Source organism: Granulicella aggregans (genome assembly GCF_025685565.1).
Classification (GTDB): Bacteria; Acidobacteriota; Terriglobia; order Terriglobales; family Acidobacteriaceae; genus Edaphobacter; species Edaphobacter aggregans_B.
In genome coordinates, this window is record NZ_JAGSYE010000005.1 from 105,497 (window position 1) to 121,267 (window position 15,771).

Below are 15,771 nucleotides of genomic sequence, written 5' to 3' on the forward strand. Positions count from 1 at the left end.
CCGGACGCGCGCCACAGTCTGCCGCAACCATAAGTCTACGGAACTCCACCCCGGCAGTCAATCGGAATCAACCATTTCACTGCTCCCGCAGTAGGTTTGCCGGGTCAACTCGTAGCGCCCTTCTGACCGGTCCGGTCACAGACATCAGCCCAGCCAGCACCATCGTCATCCCTACCGCGAAGATCACTACCGGGTCCTGCGCCGAGGCCTGATACACCACCGCCGAGAGCAGCTTGCCGGTCGCAACTCCAAGCAACATCCCCGCGACTGACCCAGCCGCCAACAGCCCCAGCATCCTCCCCAGTGCCGCCCAAAGCACCTGCCGCCCCTGCGCTCCCAGCGCGACCCGGACGCTCAGCTCCCGCAGTCGCTTGCTGACCGTGTAAGACGCCAGCCCAAACGTGCCCGCAATCGACAACAGGAGACCAAACCCCCCGAACACGCTCAGTGCTGCTGTCGCTACCTGGGCGGGAAAGAAGCTGAATGCCAGCGCGCTCTTCCATGACTCCGAAGCGCGCAACGGAATGGCCGCATCCATCTCCCGGATCACGGCGCGTACCCGCTCCGCCATATCACCCTCCGCGCCGTCATCCGCCCGCACGATCAGATCGGTCGCCGTGTCCGGCGCCTGCGAGATCGGATAGAAGAGCGCTTCGCTCTGGTCTTCGCTCAGGAAGAAATACTTCCCGTTCTCGACCACGCCGACGATCTGTACGAGTTCGCCCTTCCGGTTCTTGAAGTAGCGGCCCACCGCCGCATGGATGTCTGCAGAGTGCAGCAAGCTCTTTACGAACTCCCGGTTCACGACGGCTACGCGCGGCGTCTTTGGAGTATCCGCGAAGCTCACATCGCGCCCGGCCAGCATCCGCGTCTCGGCCGCGTTGAAGTACCCCGGCGAGACACCGTAGACGAACGACGCAAAGGCTACGTTCGACGGTCGCATATCTGTCGTCTGATCCGCATAGATGTCCGTCGTGGAAGGATTCGCCAGTGGAGTCGTGTTCGCATACCCTGCGGCCTTCACCCCCGGCATAGCCGACACCCTCTCCAGCAGACGCCTCTGAAACTGCCCCGCCGCCTCGCCCGTATACCGCGCCTGACTCACATCGAACCGCGACAGCGTCACATTCTTAGGATTGAATCCCAGGTCCATCGTCAGCGCCCGCGTCATCCCCCGCAGCGCCACAAACGCCGCTGTCACCGTGACGCAGCACAACGCAATCTGCAGAGCGAGCAGAACATCCCGCAGCGCCCACCGCCGCCCGGCCAATCCCTGTCCGCCACTCTTGATGGCGTCATTGGGGTCGGTCTTGAAGATCTGCCGCAGCGGCATTACGCCAAAGACCAGCCCCGCCACCACCGACACCGCCAGCGCCACCAGGATCAGCGACGGCTGCGGCGCAACCAGGAAGCGGATCGGATAGTCCGTCGGCGGATTCCACCTCGCCAGCTCCGTCAACCCCAGCCACGCCAGCCCGCAAGCAACGGCCCCGCCAAAAAACGCGATGACCACCGCCTCCACCATCACCTGCTGCACTACCCGCCACCGGCTCGATCCCACCGCCATCCGGATCGCAATCTCCCGCGTCCGGTCCGCAGTCCGCGCCGCGAACAAGCTCCCCAGGTTCGCACAGGCCGCGAGGAGCACGATTCCACCTAGCCCCGCCACCGCCGACATAAACGCACGCACCGGTCGCTGAATGTAGTCTCCGATCAGCCCCGGCTCTGTCAGCCGGTATCCCAGCTTCTCCTCCTCCACCGGATGCTCCTGCCGCACTCGGTTCGCAATCGCATCGAGGTCAGCCTTCACCTGCGCGTCCGTCACCCCATCCTTCAACCGCACCATCGCAAAGATGTTCTTGCTGCTCCACTGGTTTAGCCAGCTAACCCCTTCGAGGGCCTCCTCATTCGCGATTGGGACCACGATTCCTGGCTGTAGAAACGTCTCCGTCCCATGGAACCTCGGCTCCGTCACGCCCACAATTGTGTACGGCTGCTTGTTCAGACGGATCGTCTTGCCCACAACCCCAGGATCGCCATTGAACTCCGTCTTCCACGTCGACCAGGTGATCACCGCCGCGTTCGAAGCCCCGGGATGGTCGTCGTCCTCCCGCGTTAGCAGCCTTCCCATCGCCGGCTTCACTGCCAACACCTCGAAGTACTGACCGCTCACCTCCAAGCCCCACACCGGCCGCGTCAGCCCATCCGCCTCCATCCCGAAGTTCTGCGACACCTCTGCCGCCGCCGACGAAAAGACCGTATTGGTGTCTCGCAGTTCACGAATCTCCGGATACGCAAAGACCGGATACGCCAGCCCGGTTGGCTGCACCTGCCGCACCCGGTCGACCCGTTCTACATCGAGCGGACGGAGAATCAGCGCATCCACTACGCCGAAGACAATCAGATTCGCCGCAATCCCCAGCGCCAAGGTCAGCACCGCAGTCATGGCAAATCCCGGGGAACGCCTCATCTGGCGAAGCGCAAATCTCACATCCTGCAGCAGATTGCTCATGACTGGCCTCCGGTTCAGAGAGGAAAGGGATTTTTACGCCGCCCGTGCGAACTGAAGTGCAATTCACAAACCATAGGCTCGTCGGCTGCAACCTGCTCAAAGAAAGCAGCTTTCTTCCGCCCGTATTGCAGATTGCAACTCCGAGTGTGTCCAACGCCGTAAACGGCTGTCCATGAATGGACAGCGAACGGACAGCTACGTGTGGCCAGTTACCGGAAGCACGCCCATTCCGATAAAACCCCACAAAAGCGGTACAAAAATTGGCTTGACTCCCACTTCCCGAAGTTCTACTCTCTCCCCATTCGGACTCTTATTGGCACCTCCCGCCAACCCGAGAACAAGCTTCACCGCCAGCCATCCGGCTGCCCGCCGAAATCATCCCATAACTCAAGCCCGCTTTCTGCCGATATCTTCGGCAGCAACCTTACTTGTGCCCCAACCTGTAACTCCCTGACGGAGGTCAGATCACTAATTGAATAAAAGAGCCCTCGACATCACGCCTGGCATTGAGCCCCTGTACGGGACCCGCGACGAAAACCTTCGCCTCCTTGAAGATGGCCTGCACGTGACCATCGACCTACGCTCCGACGCCATTCATGTCACCGGCCCAGACGACGCTATCGAACGAGTCACGCGTGTCTTCTCCGACTTCGAATATCTACGAAAGTCCGGCGTCAACCTCCACAATGGCGAACTCCACGGCATGCTCAAGCTCGTGGTTGCCGACACTACCGTCAGCCTCCGCTCGCTCGTCGAGTCCGGCAAACAGCGGTCTGCGGGTGTAAAGCGGATGGTGCAGCCCCGCTCCCCCAACCAGCGCAAGTATGTCGAAGCCATCGAGCAGTCCGACATGACCTTCGGCCTCGGCCCTGCCGGAACCGGCAAGACCTACCTGGCCGTCGCCATGGCTGTCTCTGCGCTCATGGCGAAGAAGGTCAGCCGCATTATTCTTGTCCGCCCCGCCGTCGAAGCCGGTGAGCGACTAGGCTTCCTCCCCGGTTCCTTGCAGGAGAAGGTCGACCCCTACCTCCGACCGCTCTACGACGCCCTCTACGATCTTCTAGATCCCATGAAGGTCGACAAGATGCTGGAGTCGAACGTCATCGAGGTTGCTCCGCTCGCCTTCATGCGCGGCCGCACCCTCGCCGACGCCTTCATCATCATGGACGAGGCCCAGAACACCACCACCGAGCAGATGAAGATGTTCGTCACCCGTCTCGGGAACAACTCCAAGTGCGTCATCACAGGCGACCTCACCCAGACCGACCTGCCCAACCCCAAGAAGTCCGGCCTGCTCGAAGCCCTCAACGTTCTTTCGGGCGTTGAAGGCATCCGCTTCTGCCACTTCGAGGACGTCGACGTGGTCCGCCATCAGCTCGTCCAACGGATCGTCCGCGCCTACGACAGCTATGGCCGCGCCCAACAGCAACTGCCGCTCGCCATCGATACAGGCATGCCCGGCTCAACCCTGGAACCCGCACACCCCATTTCCAAGCCCCAATAACGCCACAAACTCGGGTGCCCCATCCATGCGGCTTCATCGCATGGGTGGGACATTCGTGCAAAGCACGAACCGCTCTCCTCAACCCAAAGAAAATCCGTCACTGAGCGAAGCGCGCAGTCGAAGGACCCCGAGACTGCTGACATCTCCCATACCGCTTGAAGCTTTCCGCTACCAATCGCTCTCATCCCACCCCCAAATCCTCAATGCGATACCATCCTAGTAGCGACCGATGATGACCATCGACCCTCCAAGTACGCGCTTTATCTCTGCTGTCTCCGCGCTTGCGCTTCTCCTCGCATGCGCCCTGAGCGCCTCGGCGCAAGCCCCCCGTTGGAATCTCACCTGGTCGGACGAGTTCAACCGCCCCAACGGATCAGCGCCCGATCCTAAGAAATGGGCCTTCGACCTCTCCGACAACAACAATCACGAGCTCGAAACCTACACCAGCAGCCCCGCCAACGCTCACATCGAAGACGGACATCTCGTTCTCTCAGCGCTGAAGCAGGACACTACCCGTCCCGACGGCACTACGCGGCACTACACCTCCGCCCGGCTCTTTACCCACGGGATCTTCTCCCAGACCTACGGCCGCTTCGAGGCCAGCATCAAGATGCCGCTCGGCAAAGGCATCTGGCCTGCCTTCTGGATGCTTGGCGATGATGCCGCCGCCGTCGGCTGGCCCAATTCCGGCGAGATCGACATCGTTGAAAACATCGGCGAGGCCGCCGTCAGCCACAGCACCATCCACGGCCCCGGCTATAGCGGTGACAAAGGCCCGACCAAGGCGTTCACGCTCCCTGAAGGCCAGCGTGTAGATACCGCCTTCCATCTCTACGCCGCCGAGTGGGCACCGAACGACATCAAGTTCTTCCTCGATGACCATCTCGTCGCTGAACGCACTCCCGCCGACCTTCCCGCCGGGGCGGCCTGGGTCTACAACCACCCGTTCTACATCCTTTTGAACCTCGCCGTGGGCGGCGACTGGCCCGGCAATCCTGACCAGACTACCAACTTCCCCCAGCAGATGCTCGTCGACTACGTCCGCGTCTATAAACGTGCCGATCACAAGATCACCGCCCTCCCGAGCGCGCTCACAAAATGATCTCCATCGACCCGCAAGCCCTTGCGCTCGTTCCAGACGCCACCGCGCTCTCGAAGCCCGGCCTTACGCGCTTTCTCAACCGCGCCCGCAAGCTCGTCGAACTGGAGGGTGATGTCGAGCTTCTTCTCACCTCCGATGCCGAGCTGAAACGTCTCAACCGCGCCTTCCGCAACAAGAACAAAGCCACCGATATTCTCAGCTTCCCGTCGCCGCCCGAGGTCTCGCAACACCACGCCGGCGACCTCGCCATCTCGCTTCAAACCTCTGCCCGCCAAGCCGCTCAGTTCGGTCACACGCTGGACGAGGAGCTTCGTATCCTAATCCTTCACGGTCTGCTCCACCTCTATGGCCTGGACCACGAGACCGACGAGGGCGAGATGGCAGCCCATGAAGCCGAACTCCGCGCGATCCTCAAACTCCCTGTCAGCCTCATAGCGCGAGTCACTACGAAATCCGCACCCAGGCCAGGCAAAGCCGCCGCAAAGAGATCGCAGCGAAAGACCGTCGCGAGGCCAGCTAAGAAGCGGGTGAAGCGATGAGCGCCGCCTACTTCCTCAGCCTCATCATCTTGCTTGGCATCCTGCTTCTCGCCGCCTACGTCGACCGCGTCTACTCCGAGATGGGCAAGTTCCTCGCCCGCGAGTACCAGGACAACATCGATGCCTGGGAGAGCGCTGTCGAGCCCCGCCTCCGCCTCGGCCGCGAATCCATCGCCCTCTCTGCTTCGGTCTTGCGCCAGCTCTCGCTTGCCGCAATGGCCATGCTCTCGGGCCTGCGCCTTTACAGCCCCAACTCGCTTGTCCCCGTTTACACGCGAACGCCGCACCTTTCGGACATCGCTCGCACCGCTATCGAACTCGTTCTGCTCATCATCTTCTTCGATCGCCTGCTGCCGCAGCTCCTCTTCACGCGCACTCGAGGCATCTGGATCGCAAAGATCCGTTACCTCCTCGAAGCGCTCTTTTACCTTGTCCTCCCCGTCACCCTGCTGATGGGCCTTCTGCTCTCCATCGCCGCTCTCGCGGAACCCGAAGACACCACCGAAGAGGATCACCCCTCCGAAGCCATGGACGCTCTCCTCGAAGCCGGCGAAGAGGAAGGCATCCTCGAAGAGTCTGACCGCGAACTCGTCCGCTCCGTCGTCGAGTTCGGCGACAAGGTCGTCCGTGAAGTGATGACCCCGCGCCCGGAGATCTACGCCGTCGACGGCTCGATGACGCTTGAGGTCTTCACCGCGGCCCTCGAAGAGAACATCTACTCCCGCGTCCCTGTCTTCTCCGGCCAGCTCGACAACATCACCGGCATCGTCTTCGCCCACGACCTGCTGCAAGTTCTCGACTCCGAAGCCAGCCAGCTCACCGTGGCGCAGTTGCAGAAGCCCGCAGCCTTCGTCCCGGAGACCAAGAAGGTCAACGAACTCCTCCGCGAGATGCAGCGCCAAAAGCAGCACATGCGCATCGTTATCGACGAGTACGGCGGCGTCGCCGGCCTCATCACCATCGAAGACCTCATCGAGGCCATCGTCGGCAACATCGCCGACGAGCACGACGAGACCGAGGACGACGACGCCCCCATCGCCGAGCCCGACGGTTCTTTCATCGTCTCCGGCAGCTTCGAGATCTCCCGCCTCCGCGATCTCTTCCAGTCGCAGTTCGACGCTCGATTTGCGGACAAAGAAGACTCGTCCGATGCCACGGAAACCATAGAATCCTCCGCCACATCCGCGCTTGATGCTCGCGTCACCGCCGATCGCCGTTCCCCAGTCTCCGCTGCCGCTCTGACCTCCGCCGAACGTCGCAGCCTGGCCGACCGCCGCGCCGCCAGCGCATCCGATCTGCAAGCGGATACAGACTCCGACTCCGAAGACCCCAACGCCCGCGAAGAGGTGATCGTCCGCGAACTAACCCGCGATTCCGATCAGCCTACCGCCCTTCGCCTGCCCGAGCACTACGAGTCCACCACGCTTGGCGGCCTCGTCTCCGAGATCGCGGGTCACATCCCGCTCCCCGGCGAGGTCGTAGAGGAAGACGGTCTCCGCCTCGAGGTGCTCGCCTCCACCGACCGCCGGATCGACCGTATCCGCGTCGGCCTCTCCAGTCCGTCAGCCACCGACTGAATCGTCGCGACTCTTAATCATCGCCCTGTTGCTACTTCACGGACCCTCACGGTTCACCACTCTCCGCCGATAGTTCCCATGGGAGGGTGCGTGACAACTCTGGGCATGTACCCAAAGCGAAATGACAAAAGCCAGTTCCTCTGGCCGGCTGTCTCTTCGCGATTTCCCTCCGCTCTTCTTCTCGCCTTTCTACTCGGTCTCCTGTCCATCCGCGAAGTAGCCGCCCACGCGGTAGGCATTGACCCCGAGGCTTCAACTCCCCCAACGCTAACTTCCGCCCATGCCGCCCATAGTCTGACGCAAGCGGAAGCGGCACGGGGCTATCCCGTGCACCTCCAAGCAGTTGTCACGTATTACGACAACACCATAGAACCCGGCAGCCCGCGGCTCTTCGTCAACGACTCCTCCGGTAGCATCTATGTCGCCCTGGCCAAACCGACCGCCGCCCCGCTTCTCACCGGGGATGCCGTCGAGATCACCGGAGTCACCAGCGCCGGACAGTTTGCCCCGATCGTCGACCGCGCCCAGGCGCGCTTCCTCGGCAAGTCCCATCTGCCCCTCAACGTACCCCGTGTCACCGCTACCGCCATGATGGAGGGAGCCACCGACGGGCAATGGGTCGAGGTGGAGGGCGTCGTCCACGCCTACCGTCGCTACGATCGCCAAATCTTCCTCGATCTCTGGATGGCCGATGGCATCCTCACCGCCTTCACCGTCCTCGACCCTGCCTTCGATTACGGCAGTCTGATCGACGCCAAGGTCGCCATTCGCGGCAACGCCGCCCCGCTCTTCAACTCCATGGGCCAGATGACCGGAGCCCACATCATCTTTCCCGGCATGTTCACCGTTACGGTCGAACAGCCGGCACCGCCCAATCCCTTCCGCATCCTCGTCACCCCCATCTCCGAACTCCTCCGCTACACCCCGCACTCGGAGCTCCAGCATCGCGCCCATATCCGAGGCAGCGTCACCCTTCTATGGCCCGGAAAGCTGATCTGCGTCCAGGACGACTCCAAGAACATCTGCGCCGAGACCTCCCAGACTGACCTGGTCAAAGTCGGCCAGTTGGTGGATGTCCTCGGCTTTCCCTCCATCGGCGAGTTCAACCCCACTCTGGACCACGCCATCTACCGGCCAATAAACGCCTATCAAGACGTCGTCCCCTCGCTCCTCACCTTTGAACAGGCACTCAATCCCTCCACGGACGCCAAACTCATCACCGTTGAAGGCAAGCTCATCAACGAGAACCGCACGGGCGACGTGGCGAGCATCACTCTGTCCTCGGGCGATAACATCTTCACCGCCGTCCTGCCCAAGAGCTTCATCCCCACGCGTGTTCCTCCGCTTCAATACGGAAGCATCTTTCGCATCACCGGTGTCTGCCGGGTTCAGTCCGATGGCGAAGGCAACACCGTCGGATCGACCCCCAAGGCCAAGTCCTTCACCATCATGGAACGCTCCATCGCCGACCTCGTCCTCATGGAGCGTCCTTCCTGGTGGAACGCCGCGCATACCCTTGCCGTGCTCGCCATCGCTCTTGCGCTCACCCTCATTGCCTTTTGCTGGCTCGTCGTCCTTCGCCGCCGGGTCAAGGAGCAGACCGCTACGATCCGTACCCAGCTCGAGGAGACCCATGCCCTAAAGGAAGCCGCCGAGTTTCAGGCCACCCACGACGCTCTCACCGGCCTCTACAATCGCAAGGCCATCTTCGAGATGCTCGAACGCGAGGTGCTTGTGGCAACTCGCTCCGGCGCTCCCACGGGCATCATCATGCTTGACCTCGACCACTTCAAGCGCATCAACGATACCTACGGCCATGCCTCCGGCGACGACGTCATCCGGACGGCCGCCCAACGCCTCCTGCACGCTGTCCGTGCCGCCGATTGGGTGGGACGCTACGGCGGCGAGGAGTTTCTCGTCATCCTCCCAGAGTGCGATCGAGACAATGTTCGAGCCTGCGCGGAAAGAATCCGCCACGCGGTCGGCGACGGGTTGATCTCCACCCAGGGAACCGCCATCCTTGCGACCGCCAGTGTAGGCGCGACGGTAGCCAACTTCCCGCTCCACGCCGCCGATGAGGCCGTGGCCGCCGCCGACCTCGCGCTCTACGACGCGAAACACAACGGCCGCAACCAGGTCGCGTTCCGCCATATCGCAGCTCGCCAGCCTGAATCCCAACTCACCCTATCCTCAGCGCCAACCACGCAAGCCCCCATTACCCAGCTCGCACCCAACCTCTGAAGCGGGTGGGCGGATTCATCGCGCGCGAACGGCGCATAATAAAAGGAATGCCTTTTCGCTCCGGTTTCGTCTCCATCATCGGCCGCCCCAACGCCGGCAAGTCCACGCTGCTCAACGCGCTGCTCGGCCAGAAGCTCGCCATCGTCACGCACAAGCCGCAGACCACCCGCACCCGCATCCACGGCGTGCTCGAAGTTCCGCTCAAAAAGAAGGGTAAAGGCGAGCCCGGCCACCCCGCCGCCCAGATCGTTCTCGTCGATACCCCCGGCATTCACAAGCCCGAGACCCATCTCGACAAGCGCATGATGCAGGAGGTCTACGACGCCCTCGAATCCCGCGACTGCGTTCTCTTCATCGTCGACGTAACTCACCGCCTGCCCCAGCCTGAAAAGAAAGAAGGGCAGGGAACGCCGAAGCCCTTCACCGCGAACCGCATGGCTGAGTCCGCCGCCGAGGACAACTTCGCTCTCTCACTGATCCAGCGCCTGAGCAAAGAAACGAAGGTCTGCCCGGTCCTGCTACTCCTCAACAAGATCGACGCCATCTCCCCCGGCGAAGTGATGCCGCTCATCGCGCACTGGTCGGCTCTCTATGACTTCGCGGAGGTCATCCCCATCTCCGCCCGCAAGAAGATCAACCTCGATCTCCTCCTCGACAAGGTCGTCGCCCAGCTTCCCGAAGGCCAGCGCTACTTCCCCAAGCACCAGCTCACCGACCAGCCCGAGCGCTTCCTCGTCGCCGAGCTGATCCGGGAAAAAATATTGCTGCTGACAGGCGAAGAGGTACCCTACGCCACCGCCGTAGTCGTCGAAAAGTTCGAAGAGCCGGTTCCCGAACTGACCGAAACCGGCAAGATCAAGAAGCGCCCCGCCGGAGCGAAACTGCCAGTCACCAAGATCGCCGCCGCCATCTTCTGCGAGCGCACCGGGCAAAAAGCCATCCTGATCGGCAAGCAGGGAAGCATGTTGAAAGAGATCGGTACCGCCGCCCGCAAGGACATCGAATCCCTCCTCGGCACCCGCGTCTTCCTTGAACTCTTCGTCAAAGTCCAGGACGACTGGCGCAGCAAGCAGTCTTTCGTAGAAGACCTCGACTGGCGCCGCCAACTGGAACAGATCGCCGCAAAACAAGCCGCCGAAGAGTAGCCAGCCTGACTTTTGTTGTCATCGCCGAAGGGAATCTGCGTCCGGGAGTTCCGGCTTCACCGCAGCTCTCGAACTTGGCATCCTTCGACGAAGTCGGAGGATCTGCTGTTTCGACCGCCACAAATCGGGTGTTCCATGGAGTAGCAGCGGGCTTCAGCCCGCGGTCCCCATCCCGCCACATGAGCGGCGCTTCAGCCCCGGCTCCCCATCACCACCGTACCCTGTGCGACCCCTCCATCGCCGTAACCTTCCCTTCGTCCGATCCCGTCTAATCATCACAACCGGCAAAGCCGGCCGAGGGTGCCTTTTTGAACGAACTATCTCGCCGCCTCTTCGTCCGCGGAGCCGTGGGCCTCGCTTCCACTTTTCAATTGCAGCGTGCCGCCCGCGCCCTGGGCTTCGCCTCCACACCTGACGTCTGCACCCTTGAAGCCGAGCAGGAGGTCGGCCCCTACTACGTCGCCAACGAGATGATCCGGCAGGACATCCGCGAGAGCAAGGCGGGCTTCCCACTCGCGCTGAATCTGATCGTTCTGGACAGCCGCACCTGCAAGCCGCTGCCGCACGCCGCCATCGACGTCTGGCACTGCGACGCCCTCGGACTCTACGCAGGCTACACGAAGAACAACCCCCTGGATGGCGGTGGCCCCGGTGCTTTTGGCGGCCCCGGCGGCCCTCCCCCTGGCTTTGATCCCGACCAGCCCGGCCCTCATCCTGGCGATCACGGCCCCGGCGGCCCTCCTCCTAGCGGAATGGGCGGCATGCAAGGCCCACCGCCCACCGACAAGCTCACCTTCCTCCGCGGCATCCAGTTCACCGACGCGCAGGGCCGCGTCAGCTTCCAGACCGTCTTCCCCGGCTACTATCAAGGCCGCACGAACCACATTCACTTCAAGGTCCGCCTAGGTGGCCACACCGGCCTCGCCGACGGCCACCGTACCTATCTCGTCGGCCACACCTCGCACATTGGCCAGGTCTTCTTCCCGGAAGAAGTGTCCGTAGGCCTGATGAAGCAGGAGCCCTACGCCAGCCACAAGATCCATCGCACAACCATCGCCGAAGACGGCGTCTACAACGGCCAGCACGGCGAAACCTCCGTCTCCACCCTGAAGTTCCTCGAACCAGGAAACCCGCAATCTGGCATGGAGGCTCACCTCGTAGTAGCCGCCGACCCAACCGCGACACCAGCACCGGCCCAGCGCGAAGGCGGCCCTCCGCCGCCCGGAAGTATGGGCTGAAGCTCTCCGCTACTCACGATCCGGGTGCCCCATCTTCTTCGCGACGGCTCTTGCGCCATCGACACCGGCAATAATGCGGCTGTCGAACTATTCCCGGACTTTGACATCGACACCTTGGCGCGCCAGACCGACGCCACCAACGTCGGCTATCCCATCGTCGACATGGGAGCCTATGAGTTTCCCGGCACCGTCGATGCAACTCCCACGCTCGCCACAATGACGACAGACCTATATTTCGTAGGGTCTGATGAGGACTTCCGCCCGAAAGCTCTCTTCACCTCAAACAACGGAATCCCCTCTGGACCGGTGACACTGCTGCAGGACGGAATCGAATTCCTTCCGGGAATGCTGGACTCTTCGGGAGCTCAGAACTATCTCATCGGTACCGATATACCTGGAGTCCACACATACGTAGCGAAGTACCTGGAACAGGGCGCATTCACCCCTGCCACTTCGATCAAGCTCGAAGTCGTCGTCCAGGGCGGGAATCCCTCCACCATGTCACTCGCTTCTTCGCTCAATCCCGCGAATGCAGGACAGTCCGTAACCTTCACCGCAACCCTCACCGCAGATAGCGGCGTCCCCACCGGCACGGTCACTTTCACCGACGGAGGAACAAGCCTCGGCACTCAGACTCTTGCCGGCGGCATCGCCACCTACAGCACCAGTACCCTCGCTGCGGGTATGCATCACATTCTGGCGACTTATACCCCCGACAGCGCCAACTATCTCACTAGCAGTGCCACTTTGACTCAGGTGATCCAGCAGACCGGCATCCCGACTACGACCAGCCTCCTCTCCTCTCTCAACCCCTCCAACCCTGGCCAGTCCGTCACCTTTACCGCCACCGTTACTGCCTCCAGCGGTGGTAATAACCCCACCGGACTTATCACCTTCACCGACGGCAACACGACCCTCGCCAGCTATACCCTCGGCACCCAGACCCTCGTCAACGGTGCTAACTTCACCACCAGCGCACTTACGCCCGGAACGCATCAGATCACCGCCGCCTTCAGCCCCACCGGCACCACCTTCAGCGCCAGCAGCGCGACGCTCGCGCAAGTCGTTAACGGCATCAATACGAGGACTACCATCGCATCCTCTCTCAACCCGGCCAACGCAGGGCAGACTGTCACCTTCACCGCCAACGTCACCTCGTTCGTGGATATCGCGTCCACGCCTGCGCCCGGACAAGTCCTCTTCGATGATGGAACGACGGACCTGAGCGTCGTTCCGCTCAACCAGGGGATTGCCACCTTCGCAACGACCTCGCTGGCCATAGGCAGCCACCAGATTAAGGCGACCTACTTCCCGCCCGACGCTTCCTTCAACCAAAGCAGCGCCGCACTGACTCAGGTGATCAACGGAGCTGCCGCAGCGACGCTTTCGTTCTCCGCCACACCGAACCCCGCTTTCGCTCTTCAACCGATAGCGCTCTCCGCGAAGCTTACAGGCCTCCCGGCTGGGGCATCCGGAAGCACCATCACCTTCCTCGCAAACGGCGGCGCAATAGGCACCGCGCAGACCTCCGCGCAAGGTGTTGCGACCTTCACTGCGGCGCTTCCATCCGGCACCTATACGCTGATGGCCGCCTTTGCCGGAGCGCCGGGCGTCTCCGCAGCCAACTCTCCTTCCCTCACCGAGATCGTCAATCCCAACCCCACTACGGTCGCGCTCTTCGCCCAGCCCAACCCCGGCTATCAGGGCGGAAATGAAACTCTGACCGCCTCCGTAGGAACGCTCTTCGCCTCGAGTGCCACACCTCCCATCCCCGTCGGGACCGTCGCGTTCTTCGACTCCGGCACTTTGATCGGCACTGCGAATCTCGATGCCCGGGGACAGGCGACCTTCTCCACCAATGCCTTCACCGTCGGCAACCATCAGCTTAGCGCGAACTATCTTGGCACCCCCAACTTCCTCCCTGCAACTTCGATCACCTATCCCCTGGCGATCCTCCCGCGCGACTTCACCCTTACTACCGACCCCACCATCACCATCCAGACAGAGCACCACAGAGACCTCAACCTGACCGTAGCCTCCATCGGCGACTTCACCGACACCGTCGCGCTCAACTGCGCCAACCTACCCGCCTATGCCACCTGCACCTTTCCCAGTAACACCCAGAACCTCGTTGCCGGAGCCACCCAGGCGAGCTCGGTCCACGTAGACACCGACGCGCTTCTGAACTACATCTCCAGCAACGCCCCAGCAAGCGGTCCGCAATCCCGGTCGTGCAGCGGTATCGCTTACGGCCTCCTGCTTCCAGTAACTCTGATCGCAATCATGCGCCGGCGTCGTAAGTTGCCCCGGATTACGGGACTCTGCGTCGGTCTGGTAATCGGTTCGATGGCATGGATGTTCACCGGATGCAGCGCCCACTACCCGGGACACACCCCGCCCGGAACCTACACCTTCACTGTCACCGGCAAGGGAACCACCACACATATCTCCCACACCGCTACTGTGACCCTCATCGTCACGGAATAGATCTGCATCGCAACGCTGTGAAGGAAGTTACTCCTTCACAGTCACGCCCAGCGCCTTCATCTTCCGGTAGAGATGACTCCGCTCCAGCCCCAGCCCTTCAGCCGCGCGGCTCACATTGCCGTGGCATTCATCCAGCTTCTTCAGGATGTAGTCCCGCTCATACGCCTCGCGCGCTTCGAGCAGCGTGGCAAACTCCTCGCCGCGTCCGTTGCCGTTCGCCGTCTTTCCTGCCTCGCGATACACCAGCGCCGGCAGGTGCTTACGGTCGATGCGCTGAATCTTCGGGTTCAGGATCAACACCCGTTCGACCAGATTGCGTAGCTCGCGAACATTCCCGGGCCAGTGATACTGCTTCAATGTCGCCAGAGCGTCGTCGCTCATCTCTACCCGCGCCCGCCCATACTGCTGCCCAAACTCGAGCAGGAACTCCTTCACCAGCAGCGGAATGTCTTCTTTGCGGTCGCGCAGCGGAGGAACATAAAACGGGATGACATTCAGCCGATAGAACAGGTCTTCGCGAAAGTTCCCACGCGCGATCTCCTCTTCCAGGTCCTTGTTCGTCGCCGCAATCACACGTACATCGACGTGCACGGGATGAGAAGCTCCAACCGGCAGAAATCTCTGTTCATCGAGCGCCCGCAGCACCTTCGCCTGCGTCTTGAGGCTCATGTCGCCGACCTCGTCGAGAAACAGCGTCCCACCATCGGCTCTCTCAAACGTCCCGCGCTTCTCTGTAGGTCTTCCATTCCCGGGAGCGCCGCCCCCTGGCCCCGCGCCATTGCGATAGCCGAACAGTTCCGTCTCGATGTAGTCCTCGGGAATCGCCGCGCAGTTCAACTCCACGAAGACGCGGTCTTTGCGCAGACTCTCTGCATGCATCGCCCGCCCGATCAGCTCTTTGCCCGTCCCGCTCTCGCCAAAGATCAGCACCCGCCCATTTGTCGGAGCCATCAGTTTGATCTGCTGCCGCAGCGCCTTCATCGGCACGCTCTGCCCGGTCACCGTACCTTTTACGGCAAGCTGTCGCGCGAACTCTGCGTTGTCCTCGCGCAGCTTCCGCGCCTGTGTCGCATTCTTAAGGACTACAAGAGTGCGTTCGAGTGAAAGCGGCTTCTCGAGAAAGTCATAGGCTCCCAGCTTGGTCGCCTTGACAGCAGCCTCGATCGTGCCATGCCCGCTGATGATGACCACTTCAGGCGGATGCTCCAACTGACGAATCTCCCCCAGCGCATCCAGCCCATCGCGGTCGGGCAGCCACACATCCAGCAGCACGACGTCGTACGCAGCGTCGCGCAACAGCGCCATCGCCTCCGTCGCTGTCGCCGCGGTGGTCACCAGGTACTCTTCTTCGCGCAGAATGCTCTCGAGCGACTCGCGAATCTCTAGCTCGTCGTCGACGATCAATATATGGTTCAAGATTTGCCCT

At 62.0% G+C, this 15,771-nt stretch carries 10 protein-coding genes; 8 read left to right on the forward strand and 2 right to left on the reverse strand.

Annotated elements, in window-relative coordinates:
* Positions 1 to 76: 76 nt before the first annotated feature.
* Positions 77 to 2,512, reverse strand: a complete 2,436-nt coding sequence (locus tag OHL18_RS21055) for an ABC transporter permease (RefSeq protein ID WP_263376852.1) — start codon at positions 2,510 to 2,512, stop codon at positions 77 to 79.
* A gap of 472 nt (positions 2,513 to 2,984) precedes the next feature.
* Between OHL18_RS21055 and OHL18_RS21060 the strand changes: the two genes are divergently transcribed.
* The 8 genes from OHL18_RS21060 to OHL18_RS21095 all read left to right on the forward strand — a co-directional run bounded on the left by OHL18_RS21060 (position 2,985) and on the right by OHL18_RS21095 (position 14,345).
* Positions 2,985 to 4,016 (forward strand): PhoH family protein, encoded by a 1,032-nt coding sequence (locus OHL18_RS21060; protein ID WP_263376853.1) that lies wholly within the window; start codon positions 2,985 to 2,987, stop codon positions 4,014 to 4,016.
* 229 nt (positions 4,017 to 4,245) lie between these two features.
* Entirely contained in the window at positions 4,246 to 5,118 is an 873-nt protein-coding gene (locus tag OHL18_RS21065) for a glycoside hydrolase family 16 protein (RefSeq protein ID WP_263376854.1), read from the forward strand.
* A complete protein-coding gene (gene ybeY / locus OHL18_RS21070) occupies positions 5,115 to 5,657 on the forward strand; it encodes an rRNA maturation RNase YbeY (RefSeq protein ID WP_263376855.1) in 543 nt (180 codons plus the stop codon). Before OHL18_RS21065 ends, ybeY begins: the two co-directional genes overlap by 4 nt.
* The gene (locus OHL18_RS21075) at positions 5,654 to 7,234 is read left to right on the forward strand and encodes a hemolysin family protein (RefSeq protein ID WP_263376856.1); all 1,581 of its coding nucleotides are present in this window, start codon (positions 5,654 to 5,656) and stop codon (positions 7,232 to 7,234) included. Before ybeY ends, OHL18_RS21075 begins: the two co-directional genes overlap by 4 nt.
* A 90-nt stretch (positions 7,235 to 7,324) precedes the next feature.
* Positions 7,325 to 9,475 (forward strand): GGDEF domain-containing protein, encoded by a 2,151-nt coding sequence (locus OHL18_RS21080; RefSeq protein ID WP_263376857.1) that lies wholly within the window; start codon positions 7,325 to 7,327, stop codon positions 9,473 to 9,475.
* Positions 9,476 to 9,522: 47 nt separating this feature from the next.
* On the forward strand, positions 9,523 to 10,620 hold the full coding sequence (era, locus tag OHL18_RS21085; protein ID WP_263376858.1) for a GTPase Era: 1,098 nt from the start codon (positions 9,523 to 9,525) through the stop codon (positions 10,618 to 10,620).
* A 308-nt stretch (positions 10,621 to 10,928) separates the two neighbouring features.
* Complete coding sequence (locus OHL18_RS21090) at positions 10,929 to 11,858, forward strand: intradiol ring-cleavage dioxygenase (RefSeq protein WP_263376859.1); 930 nt, start codon at positions 10,929 to 10,931, stop codon at positions 11,856 to 11,858.
* 24 nt (positions 11,859 to 11,882) lie between these two features.
* The gene (locus tag OHL18_RS21095) at positions 11,883 to 14,345 is read left to right on the forward strand and encodes an Ig-like domain-containing protein (RefSeq protein ID WP_263376860.1); all 2,463 of its coding nucleotides are present in this window, start codon (positions 11,883 to 11,885) and stop codon (positions 14,343 to 14,345) included.
* A gap of 27 nt (positions 14,346 to 14,372) precedes the next feature.
* Here OHL18_RS21095 and OHL18_RS21100 read toward each other — a convergent pair whose 3' ends face one another.
* The gene (locus tag OHL18_RS21100; RefSeq protein ID WP_263376861.1) at positions 14,373 to 15,761 is read right to left on the reverse strand and encodes a sigma-54-dependent transcriptional regulator; all 1,389 of its coding nucleotides are present in this window, start codon (positions 15,759 to 15,761) and stop codon (positions 14,373 to 14,375) included.
* Between the last annotated feature and the right edge of the window lie 10 nt (positions 15,762 to 15,771).

What these genes read in the sequence shown, in the direction of transcription:
- era (WP_263376858.1), top strand. Translation starts at nt 9,523, where the DNA reads ATGCCTTTTCGCTCCGGTTTCGTCTCCATCATCGGCCGCCCCAACGCC.
- OHL18_RS21065 (WP_263376854.1), top strand. Translation starts at nt 4,246, where the DNA reads ATGATGACCATCGACCCTCCAAGTACGCGCTTTATCTCTGCTGTCTCC.
- OHL18_RS21075 (WP_263376856.1), top strand. Translation starts at nt 5,654, where the DNA reads ATGAGCGCCGCCTACTTCCTCAGCCTCATCATCTTGCTTGGCATCCTG.
- OHL18_RS21055 (WP_263376852.1), bottom strand. Translation starts at nt 2,512, where the DNA reads ATGAGCAATCTGCTGCAGGATGTGAGATTTGCGCTTCGCCAGATGAGG.
- ybeY (WP_263376855.1), top strand. Translation starts at nt 5,115, where the DNA reads ATGATCTCCATCGACCCGCAAGCCCTTGCGCTCGTTCCAGACGCCACC.